The sequence below is a fragment of the Aquincola agrisoli genome, assembly GCF_036621135.1.
Classification (GTDB): domain Bacteria; phylum Pseudomonadota; class Gammaproteobacteria; order Burkholderiales; family Burkholderiaceae_C; genus Aquincola; species Aquincola agrisoli.
Map to the genome: position 1 here is coordinate 30,701 of NZ_JAZIBG010000037.1, position 9,589 is coordinate 40,289.

11 protein-coding genes are annotated in these 9,589 nt (G+C 72.6%); 3 read left to right on the forward strand and 8 right to left on the reverse strand.

Annotation, left to right across the window (positions count from 1 at the left end; genetic code table 11):
- Positions 1-113: 113 nt before the first annotated feature.
- From V4F39_RS19880 to V4F39_RS19890, 3 genes are all read right to left on the reverse strand, one after another.
- On the reverse strand, positions 114-614 hold the full coding sequence (locus V4F39_RS19880) for a hypothetical protein (protein WP_332291627.1): 501 nt from the start codon (positions 612-614) through the stop codon (positions 114-116).
- On the reverse strand, positions 611-1,030 hold the full coding sequence (locus V4F39_RS19885; protein WP_332291628.1) for a hypothetical protein: 420 nt from the start codon (positions 1,028-1,030) through the stop codon (positions 611-613). Before V4F39_RS19885 ends, V4F39_RS19880 begins: the two co-directional genes overlap by 4 nt.
- Positions 1,031-1,165: 135 nt before the next feature.
- Positions 1,166-1,816, reverse strand: a complete 651-nt coding sequence (locus tag V4F39_RS19890; RefSeq protein ID WP_332291629.1) for a hydrolase — start codon at positions 1,814-1,816, stop codon at positions 1,166-1,168.
- Positions 1,817-1,919: 103 nt separating this feature from the next.
- On the opposite strand from V4F39_RS19890, the gene V4F39_RS19895 reads away from it, so the two are divergent.
- Positions 1,920-2,816 carry a LysR family transcriptional regulator gene (locus tag V4F39_RS19895; RefSeq protein ID WP_332291630.1) on the forward strand — a complete coding sequence of 299 codons (897 nt, stop codon included), beginning with the start codon at positions 1,920-1,922 and terminating at the stop codon, positions 2,814-2,816.
- Here V4F39_RS19895 and V4F39_RS19900 read toward each other — a convergent pair.
- From V4F39_RS19900 to V4F39_RS19915, 4 genes are read right to left on the reverse strand one after another with little or no spacing between them, the layout of a single operon-like run.
- Positions 2,813-3,781: a 2-dehydro-3-deoxygalactonokinase gene (locus V4F39_RS19900; RefSeq protein ID WP_332291631.1), complete on the reverse strand. Its 969-nt coding sequence runs from the start codon at positions 3,779-3,781 to the stop codon at positions 2,813-2,815. The two genes, V4F39_RS19895 and V4F39_RS19900, sit on opposite strands and share 4 nt — an antisense overlap.
- On the reverse strand, positions 3,775-4,923 hold the full coding sequence (gene dgoD, locus V4F39_RS19905) for a galactonate dehydratase (RefSeq protein WP_332291632.1): 1,149 nt from the start codon (positions 4,921-4,923) through the stop codon (positions 3,775-3,777). The genes V4F39_RS19900 and dgoD overlap by 7 nt, the downstream gene beginning before the upstream one ends.
- Before the next feature lie 53 nt (positions 4,924-4,976).
- Positions 4,977-5,600 carry a 2-dehydro-3-deoxy-6-phosphogalactonate aldolase gene (locus V4F39_RS19910; RefSeq protein ID WP_332291633.1) on the reverse strand — a complete coding sequence of 208 codons (624 nt, stop codon included), beginning with the start codon at positions 5,598-5,600 and terminating at the stop codon, positions 4,977-4,979.
- Positions 5,601-5,633: 33 nt separating this feature from the next.
- Positions 5,634-6,365 (reverse strand): FadR/GntR family transcriptional regulator, encoded by a 732-nt coding sequence (locus V4F39_RS19915; protein ID WP_332291634.1) that lies wholly within the window; start codon positions 6,363-6,365, stop codon positions 5,634-5,636.
- 158 nt (positions 6,366-6,523) lie between these two features.
- Between V4F39_RS19915 and V4F39_RS19920 the strand changes: the two genes are divergently transcribed.
- Both V4F39_RS19920 and V4F39_RS19925 read left to right on the forward strand, forming a co-directional pair.
- Positions 6,524-7,951: a sulfatase family protein gene (locus tag V4F39_RS19920; protein ID WP_332291635.1), complete on the forward strand. Its 1,428-nt coding sequence runs from the start codon at positions 6,524-6,526 to the stop codon at positions 7,949-7,951.
- Between the two features lie 78 nt (positions 7,952-8,029).
- Positions 8,030-9,016: a Bug family tripartite tricarboxylate transporter substrate binding protein gene (locus tag V4F39_RS19925; RefSeq protein ID WP_332291636.1), complete on the forward strand. Its 987-nt coding sequence runs from the start codon at positions 8,030-8,032 to the stop codon at positions 9,014-9,016.
- A 244-nt stretch (positions 9,017-9,260) separates the two neighbouring features.
- Here V4F39_RS19925 and V4F39_RS19930 read toward each other — a convergent pair.
- Positions 9,261-9,589: PEP-CTERM sorting domain-containing protein (locus V4F39_RS19930; RefSeq protein ID WP_332291637.1), on the reverse strand; the 329-nt coding region annotated here is incomplete at its 5' end.

The window sequence follows — 9,589 nt, forward strand, 5'->3', positions numbered from 1 at the left end:
TTGCCGCAATCCGCACCGAGCGGCACGGCTGCGAGCAGGGAGGGCGCCGACAAGGCAGGCATACGGCCGCAGTACGGGCAGGGTGGGCCGGCACGGCCGTGTCCGAACGGTGCTCAGCGGCGCTGCGTTGCCGCCCCGCCGGCAGCCGGGGCACGCTGGCGCCGCGTGCGCCAGTCGAGCGCGGCGCGCGCCAGGCGCACCAGCCGCAGCGGCCAGTGGCCGCCGCCCCGCGCCGCCGACGCCATCGCCACCGCGGGCGAGCGGGCGGGTGCCACCAGGGGCACCAGCAGCAGGCCCAGCCGCCACCAGCGCTGCCACCCGTGGGATGCATCGGCGCGGGGGGCATCGGCGCGGGGCGGCGCGGCCCGCGCAGCCGGCGTGCGCACCGCCTCGCCGCGGCCCTCCCGGGCCGGACGGTGCCGCAGGCGCGAGGCCATGCGCATGCCCAGCCAGGCCATGGCGGCAACGCCGGCCCCTGCCAGCGCGAGACGCCCGCCCGTGTGGGCGGCGCCGCGTGCATGGCGTGACAGCTCGTCGACGCGCTGGCGCAGCTCGCGGTCGCAGCGGCCGACCTCGCGCTCCGCTTCGCGCACGCGCTCTTCCAGGGGGGTCATGGCGAGGTCTCCGATCCGCCGTGGGGGCGCAGCGTCGTCAGGTGCCGCAAGGTGGCGGGCAGCGCCAGCAAGGGCACCATCGCCAGGGCACGCCAGGCCAGCAGGCCTGCCATCACGACGTTGATGGCGGCGATGAGCGCCATCGCCCACATCGGCGCCCAGCCTGCCAGGTCCACCATCAGCCAGGCGACGGCGGCCCACAGCGCGACCCAGGCGGTGAGGGCCATCACCGATCCCAGCACCAGCAGCGCGATGATCTTCGGCAGCACGTCGCGCGCGCGGCGCAACTCCAGCGCCAGCAGGTGCACGCGCGAACTGCCGGCCGCGGCCGCCGCCTGCAGCACGTCGCGCAGGCCGGCCGGCAGGCCCGCCAGGCTCTGGCCGAGGGAGGGAGGTGCGCGCGGGGGATCGTCCATGGTGTCCTGGCTCAGTGCATGCCACGAGGGCGGATGCCGGCCTTGGGCAAACAGGGTGCCAGCGCTGGCGACCTGGGCACGCTGGCGCGCGGCCAGCTTGCCGACGTGGTGTGCGCCGGTTTGAAGGGCGGCGGACTACGCCGCGGCCGGCACCGGCGTGTTGAGCAACTGCTGCTCCCACAGGTACGCGATGCCGCTGCCGCCGGCATGCTGGGTGATCACGTTGGTCAAGGCGGCCGCCTGCTCGGCCCGGGCCCAGTCGCGCTGCCATTCGGCCGCCAAGGCCAGCCAGGTCATCATGTTCGCGCCGGCCGCGATCATGCGCTGGATGGCCACCAGGTGCGCTTCGACCGACACACCGCCCGACGCGTCGGTGACCACGGTGACGTCCCAGCCTTCGCCGAGCGCCTGGATGGTGGGCATTGCGACGCACACCTCCGTCCACAGTCCGGCGATGACCAGCTGCTTGCGGCCCGTCGCCTCGACGGCGCCCACCACCTTGCGGTCCTCCCAGGTGTTGATGAACGTCCGGTCGATCACCTCCTGGCCGGGGAACACCTCGGTGATCTGCGGGAACAGCGCGCCGCCGCGGGCCGCGATCACCGTCGTCAGGATGGTCGGCACGCCGAAGGCCTTGGCGGCTTTGGCGAGCCCCGCCGTGTTGTTGATCACCATCTGCGGTTCGTGGCTGTTCACGTTCGCGAGTTGGTAGGGCTGATGGTCGATCAGGACGAGCACCGAATCCTCGGGTCGAAGGAGCGAAGCCAGGCCGTTGCGAAAGCTCATGGAAGGGTCCTTGGTTGCTGCTGAGCCCCATTGTGTTGTTCCTGAACCTGGCCCGGTAGTAGCATCAGACGTCGAACTGTGTTGCTCGAACAGGAACGCCAAAGTGGATATCGAAGCGCTGCGGACGTTCGTGGAAGTGGCTGACGCCGGGGGTGTGTCGCCTGCCGCCGTTCGGCTCGGCGTCGCCAAGTCGATCGTCAGCCGCCGCCTCGTCCGGCTCGAAGCGGAACTCGGGGTGCAGCTGCTGACGCGGTCCACCCGCGGGGCGGCCCTGACGGAAGCCGGGGCCACGTTCCGCGACCACGCGGCCCGGGTGTGCGCCGAGGTGGACGCGGCCAGGAACGCCATCCTCCCCGCTGGCGAACTGCGCGGGCGCCTGCGCGTCGCGGTGCCGCTCTCGTTCGGCCCCAGCCACTTCGCGCCCATGCTCGCGGAGATGGCGCGGCGCCACCCTCGGCTGCAGATCCAGACCTGCTACAGCGACCGCTTCGTCGATCTCATCGCGGAGGGTTACGACTGCGCGATCCGGGTCGGCTACCTCCAGGATTCCAGCCTGGTCGCGAGGCGCATCGTCCCGCTCCACGGCAAGCTGGTCGCCAGCCCGGCGTATGTGCACGCGCATGGTTCGCCCGACACGCCGGAAGCGCTCGCTGCGCACCAGGCCCTGATGCAGGGCACCGAGGCCTGGCAACTCATGGACGGCGACAAGATCGTGACGGTGCGCCCGCAGGGGCGCTTCAAGGCGGACAACGGCACCGCCTTGCTGGCGGCCGCCGTGGCCGGGCTCGGGATCGCGTACCTGCCCGACTGGCTCACCGACCCCCACGTGGCCTCCGGCGCGCTGGTGCCGGTGATGCCGCGGCATCCGCCGCCGCCGGCGGGTGTCTACGTCATCCGGCCGCCCAGCCAGCATCCCGAGCGGAAGGTGCGGGTCCTGATCGAACTGCTGATCGAGCAGTGCGACCGCTTCTCGCGGCCGGCGGGCGGGGCGCCCGCCTAGGCGTACAAGCCCGCCGCCCCCGCCAGCCGCGCCAAGCCGGCCGCCGCGAGCGGCTCGTCATGCACCTCGGCCTGCAGCCCCTGCTGCGCCAGCGCACGGGCATAGCGCGCGCAGAGCGCGGCCTCGCCGACCAGCACGACGGGGCGGTCCCGCATCTCGGCTGGGGCACCCGCCGAGGCCACCTCGTTCCCGATGAGCAGGCCCGAGAGGTAGTCGGGCGCCACCGCCGGCGCCAGCTCGTCGAAGAGGCCCCGGGCCCGGACGCCGAACAGCAGCCGCGCGATCTCCCGGCCGCCGGCACGCACCGCGTCCGCGACGCCGCGGTCGAAAGCCTCGAGGGCCTGCGCCTGCGGTGCCTGCGGGGCGCCGGCCGGTGCCATCAGGCGCGAGAGCACCGAGTGCTCGCGCAGCAGCGCGAACAGCTCGCCGGTCATCGCGGTGGAGAAGGACACCAGGCGGCCGTCCTGCAGGCGCGCCCACTTGCAATGGGTGCCCGGCATCACGACCAGGGCGCCTTGCGCCAGCGCCGGGCGCACCGCCGTCAGGCCGACGAGCTGCGTCTCCTCGCCGCGCATCACGTCGGGGGCGCCGGACGCATCGCGTGAGAGCACGCCGGGCACGATGTGCACCGTCACGTCCGGGCCGCAGGGCACCTGCACCATGCGGGCGGGCAGGGCGTCGAGCGACATCGGCGCCGGCACGTACCCGGCATCGCGCCAGCCGTGCGCGCTGCCGGCCATGCCGCAGGCGATCACGCCGCGGGCGTCCGCCAGCCAGTCGCCGGCCACTGCGCGCAGCGCGGCCTCGAAGGCAGGCGGGCCGCCCTGCAGCCGGGAGGCGCCGTCGCCGCTGCTGCGCGCCTCGGCGATGCGGCCATCGGCATCAAAGCGCCAGGCGCGCAGCCGCGTGCTGCCCCAGTCGAGCGCGACCAGGCCGCCCGAAGCGCCGCCCCCGGTGCTCACCATTCGGCCACGCTCCCGTCGGCATGGCGCCAGACGGGATTGCGCCAGTCGGCCGCGCGGCGGCTCGCCTCGACGATGCGCTCCTCGTCGACGATCACGCCCAGCCCCGGCTTCTCGCTCGCACGCACATGGCCCTGGTCGACGGCGAAGTCCTCGCGGTTCACCACATAGTCGAGCAGCTCCGCGCCCTGGTTGTAGTGGATGCCCATGCTCTGCTCCTGGAACACCGCGTTGTGCGACACCAGGTCGACCTGCAGGCAGGCGGCCAGCGCCACCGGCCCGAGCGGGCAGTGCGGCGCCACGGCCACGTCGTAGGCCTCGGCCATCGAGGCGATCTTCACGCACTCGGTGATGCCGCCGGCATGCGACACGTCGGGCTGCAGGATCGAGATGCCGCCGGCCTCGAACACCCGCTTGAAGTCGAAGCGCGAGTACATGCGCTCGCCGGCGGCCAGCGGGATCGCCGTGTGCTCGGCCAGGCGCGCGTAGTGCTCCCACTGCTCGGCGAGCACGGGCTCCTCGACGAACAGCGGGCGCAGCGGCTCCAGCTCGCGCAGCAGCACCTTGGCCATCGGCACCGAGACGCGGCCGTGGAAGTCGATGCCGAAGTCGATCTGGTTGCCGAAGGCCTCGCGGATCTGCGTGAACTTCTCCAGCGCGCGGTCGACGTCGGCGTGCGTGGCGATGTGGTCCATCTCCTCGGTGCCGTTCATCTTGAAGGTGTCGAAGCCCAGCGTGCGCGCGTGCCGCATGCCGTCGACGATCTCCGCCGGCCGGTCGCCGCCGACCCAGCAGTAGGTCTTGACCTTGTCGCGCACGCGTCCGCCTATCAGCTCGTAGACCGGCTTGCCGAGCGCCTTGCCGTGGATGTCCCACAGCGCCTGGTCGATGCCGGCGATCGCGCTCATCAGGATCGGGCCGCCGCGGTAGAAGCCGCCGCGGTACATCACCTGCCACAGGTCGTTGATGCGGCGTGGATCCTGGCCGACGAGGTATTCCGACAGCTCGTGCACCGCCGCCTCGACGGTGCGTGCACGGCCCTCGACGATGGGCTCGCCCCAGCCGGTGATGCCTTCGTCGGTCTCGATCTTGAGGAACATCCAGCGCGGCGGAACGCGCCAGGTCGTGAGTTTGGTGATCTTCATGGGAGTGCTGCGGTCGGGGGGCGGGAGGGAAGGTGGTGGGAGTGCGGCGCGGCTCAGCGGGCGGCGTCCTGGTGCCGGCGCCAGGCCTCGACGAAGGCGCGTGCCTGCCGTGCCGTGACGTCCGGCGCCTGGCCCGCGCGGTACAGCTCGCCGCCGAGGCCTGCGCCGGCGCAGCCGGCGTCCAGGTAGTCGGCCAGGTTGCCGGGGCCGACGCCGCCGACCGCCAGCAGGGGCAACGCGGGCGGCAGCACCGCGCGCATCGCCTTCACGTGCGACGGGCCGAGCGATGCGGCGGGAAAGATCTTCACCGCCGTCGCGCCCGCGCGGGCGGCGGCGAACACCTCGCTCGGCGTCAGCGCGCCGGGCAGTGCGCACAGGCCGCGGCGCACGCTCTCGGCGATCAGCGCCACGTCGGTGTGCGGCGACACGGCGAGGCGGCCGCCGCTGGCCTCCAAGGCATCGAGGTGCGCGCCGTCGAGCACGGTGCCGGCGCCGACCCAGGCCGACGGCGCGAGCGCCACGATGCGACGCACGCTCTCGGCCCAATCGGGCGAGTTCGTCGGCACCTCGATGGCATCGAAGCCGGCCGCGAGCAGCACGCGGGCGTGTGCTTCGGCCTCGGCGGGGGTGATGCCGCGCAGGATCGCGACGAGGGGCAGGGCGGTGGGCCAGGTCATGGTGGGGTTCCGTTCGGGGTGTGCGGCCGGTGGTCAGGACGAAGCCTGGTCGAGCCCGCTTTCAAGGTTGGCTTGGGTGACGCCGAGCAGCGTTTCCATCGCCAGCCGGGCGCGCCGCGCGTCGCGGGCCCAGATGGCGTCGAGCACGTCGCGGTGCAGCGGCAGGCTGCGGCGCGGCGCGCCGGGGCGGCGGGTCGACAGGTCGAACGACAGCCGCAGCGCGGCTTCGATGCTGGCGCCGAAGCTCGACAGGAAGGGGTTGCCGGTGGCGGCGAGGATGGCGCGGTGGAAGGCGAGGTCGGGCCCGGCGTAGGCGACCGGATCCATGCCGGCCGCGTCCATCTCGCGGTAGGCGCGCTCGATGACGGCGATGGCCGCGTCGGGTGCGAAGGTGGCGGCCAGCTCGGCGGCGGCCGGCTCGACGATGCGGCGCAGCTGCAGCAGGTGCCGGGCGAGGTCGGCGCGGTCGTTGCCGGTCCACACCCAGCGCAGCAGGTCCTCGTCGAGCATGTTCCATTGCGCGCGCGGCAGCACGCGGGTGCCCGCCTTCTGCCGCGAGGCCAGCATGCCCTTGGCCTTGAGGCCGGCCAGCGCCTCGCGCACCGAGGTGCGCGCCACGCCGAGCTGCTCGGCCAGCTCGATCTCGGTCGGCAGCGTGGTGCCCTCGGGCCATTCGCCGGCCATCACGCGCAGCGCGAGCGACTCCGCCACGCTCTTCGGGGCGCCCCGGGCGGCGGCGGCCGGGGTCTGTGCTTTGCGTGCCATTAGTCAGACATAAATCGCTGTGTTGCCTGAAGTGTGCATGAGTTCTCAAGAAGAAGCATGCAGGTTATTACCGGTCTTCCGTTATATTGTCTGTCATATTATTCTTCGCATCAAGCGATGGGCGAACTCCGCCCGTCGGCCACCAAGGAGTACGCGCCGTGAAGCGCAAGCACATCTTCCTGATCATCACGGACCAGCAGCGCTACGACACGATCGCCGCGCTCGGCTTCCCGTACATGCACACGCCCCACCTCGACCGGCTGGTGCGCGAGGGCACGGTGTTCGAGCAATGCCACATCACCGCGCCGAGCTGCGTGCCGTCGCGCGCCAGCCTGTTCAACGGCTACTGGCCGCATGCCACCGGCATCCTGCGCAACGGGGTGGCTTGGCAGCGCACCTGGGTGCAGACCCTGGCGGAGCAGGGCTACCACTGCGTCAACGTCGGCAAGATGCACACCATCCCGTACGACGCGAAGGCGGGCTTCCACGAGCGCTTCGTGATGGAGAACAAGGACCGCTACTACGAGGGCCGCTGGTTCGCCGACGAGTGGGACAAGGCGCTGGTGGCGCGCGGGCAGGTCAAGCCGTCGCGCGAGCGCTACCGCGAACTGCCCGACTACCGCGAGCGCCTGGGCGCCTACGAGTGGACGCTGCCGCCCGAATCGCACGCCGACTTCTTCGTCGGCGACACCGCCGACTGGTGGCTGCGCACGCGGCCCAAGCCCGAGTCGCTGTTCATGCAGATCGGCTTCCTGGGCCCGCATCCGCCGTACGACCCGGTGGCCTCGTATGCCGAGCGCTACCTGAACGACCCGCGCGTGCCGGTGCCGCCGGCATCGCCGCCCGACGCCGACGACCTCCCGGCCTTCCTGAAGGCCAAGCGCCACCACGACGCCCGCGAGGACCACGACGCCGTGCTGTGGTCGATGAACCCGACCGAGGCGCAGCTGCGCCGCCTGCGCGCCTACTACCTGGCCAACGTGACGATGATCGACGAGGCCATCGGCAAGCTGCTGGCCACGCTGAAGGAACAGGGCTACCTCGACGAGTCGCTGATCGTCTTCACCGCCGACCACGGCGACAACCTGGGCGACCACGGGCTCTCGCAGAAGTGGTCGATGTACGAGCCGGTGATGCGCGTGCCGGCGATCTTCTGGGCGCCGGGCGAGGTGCCGGCCGGCGAGCGCCACGACGGCCTGTGCCAGCTGTTCGACATCGGCCCCACGCTGCTCGAATGGGCGGGCGCGCCCGTGCCGCCGTCCTACCAGGCGCAGAGCCTGATGCCGGCCCTGCGCGGCGAGCCGTGGAGCGGCCGCGACATGGTGTTCGCCGAGCAGGCGGGCGACGTGGCGCTGACCGGCGCCGCGCTGTTCAGCATGGCACGCGACCGCCGCTACAAGCTCGTGCACATCCTCGACAGCGAGGAGGGCCAGCTCTTCGACCTGCAGGCCGACCCGGCCGAGGAACACAACCTGTGGCACGACCCCGCGCACGCGCCGCAGAAGTCACGCCTGCTGCAGGCGCTGCTCGAGTGGCGCATGCGCACCTCGGTGCAGACGCTGCACCTGATGGCCGAGGCCCGCTGAGGCCGCGCCCATCCCACCGGCCGGGCCGCGCGCCCGGCTTCCACCCCTGAACCCCACCCTCCAGAGATCGGAGACACGATGCACACCGCTTTCCCCACCCGCCGCCACACCCTGGCCTGCATCGCCGCCGCGGCCGCCGCGCTGCTGGCCGCAGCCACCCCGGCCACCGCGCAGCCCGAGGGCCGCCCGGTGACGCTGCTGGTCGGCTTCCCGCCCGGCGGCGGCGTCGACATCGTTGCGCGCCAGCTGGCCGAGAAGCTGCAGCGGCAGACGGGCCGCACCTTCATCGTCGAGAACAAGCCGGGCGCCGGCGGCAACCTGGCGATGGAGACCGTGGCCCGCGCACCGGCCGACGGGCTGACGCTGCTGATGGGCAACCTGGGCATGCTGTCGGTCAACCCGGCGCTGTACCCCAAGCTCTCGGTCGATCCCTCGCGTGACCTGGTGCCGGTGTCGCGCCTGGTCGTCACGCCGCTGGTCGCCATCGTGCCGCCCGGCAACGGGGGCCGCACGGTCCAGGACGTGCTGCAGCAGGCGCGCAAGTCCGACGGCTTCATGTTCGCCTCGGGCGGCAACGGCAACATCAACCACCTCGCGCCGCAGCTGTTCTCGATGCAGGCCCAGGTGCCGATGACGCACGTGCCCTACAAGGGCAGCGCCGCGGCGCTGACCGACCTGTCGGCCGGCCGGGTGCACTTGATGATCGATGCGGGCAACGTGGTGCAGGGCTTCGTCAAGGACGGCCGCGCCCGCGCGGTCTTCACCACCGGCGAGAAGCGCTCGACCGGCTACGACGTGCCGACGGCACGCGAAGCGGGCTTCCCCGACATGGTGATCTACGGCTGGCAGGGCGTGCTGGCACCGGCGGGCACGCCGCCGGCGGTGGTCGAGAAGTGGTCGCAGGAGATCGGCCGCGCGCTGGCCGACCCGGTGCTCGCCGCCAAGCTGTCGGAACAGGGCACCGAGCCCAACCACCTCGGCCCGGCCGCGTTCAAGACCTTCGTCGAGGCCGAACGCAAGCGCTGGACCGGCGTGGTCAAGGCCGCGAACATCACGCTCGAGTGACGGATCAAGCCGGCCGGCACCGCCTGCCGGCGCTGCCGCGAACACCGCCACGACGGCCGCAGGTATCACCAGCGCGCTGCCGCCCGCGCCGCGGATGGCTCCGTCCGGTGATCCGCGCCGGCCTGCCGGTGGCCGAGCTGAGGGCTGCCGCGTCCGTGCGGGCGGCCGCGGCGCCCGCTGTGCGTGGCCATCCCGAACCAGCGGCCGGGAGCCGCCGGTGACCTATGCGACGCGGGCCTTTGCCCTACAGCGTCGACTTCGTCGTCACGGCAATGCCGGAGCCGACGACGGCCTGGGTGGGCATGGCCGGCCTGGCGCCAACGGCGCCAAGCCGCTCAGGCCGTCGCCGGGCGGCGCTGCGCGCGCCGCGCAAGGCCGCCAGGCCCAGCCCGAAGAGCAGCCACGTCCCCGGTTCGGGCACGGCGCTGACCGACCCGTTCTGGACCGTGACCGTGATGTCGCCGAAGTTCGAGTTCGACAGCATCACGTCCGAGAAATTCAGCGCGCTGCTGCCTGCCCGCAGCACGTCGAAGCTGATGCTGGCCAGTGTCCCGCCGCCGTTGACGCCGGGCA

Bases quoted from the DNA above. Each gene is read 5' to 3' on its own strand.
- V4F39_RS19890 (WP_332291629.1), bottom strand. From the start codon at position 1,816: ATGAGCTTTCGCAACGGCCTGGCTTCGCTCCTTCGACCCGAGGATTCG.
- V4F39_RS19925 (WP_332291636.1), top strand. From the start codon at position 8,030: ATGCACACCGCTTTCCCCACCCGCCGCCACACCCTGGCCTGCATCGCC.
- V4F39_RS19880 (WP_332291627.1), bottom strand. From the start codon at position 614: ATGACCCCCCTGGAAGAGCGCGTGCGCGAAGCGGAGCGCGAGGTCGGC.
- dgoD (WP_332291632.1), bottom strand. From the start codon at position 4,923: ATGAAGATCACCAAACTCACGACCTGGCGCGTTCCGCCGCGCTGGATG.
- V4F39_RS19910 (WP_332291633.1), bottom strand. From the start codon at position 5,600: ATGACCTGGCCCACCGCCCTGCCCCTCGTCGCGATCCTGCGCGGCATC.
- V4F39_RS19915 (WP_332291634.1), bottom strand. From the start codon at position 6,365: ATGGCACGCAAAGCACAGACCCCGGCCGCCGCCGCCCGGGGCGCCCCG.
- V4F39_RS19885 (WP_332291628.1), bottom strand. From the start codon at position 1,030: ATGGACGATCCCCCGCGCGCACCTCCCTCCCTCGGCCAGAGCCTGGCG.
- V4F39_RS19900 (WP_332291631.1), bottom strand. From the start codon at position 3,781: ATGGTGAGCACCGGGGGCGGCGCTTCGGGCGGCCTGGTCGCGCTCGAC.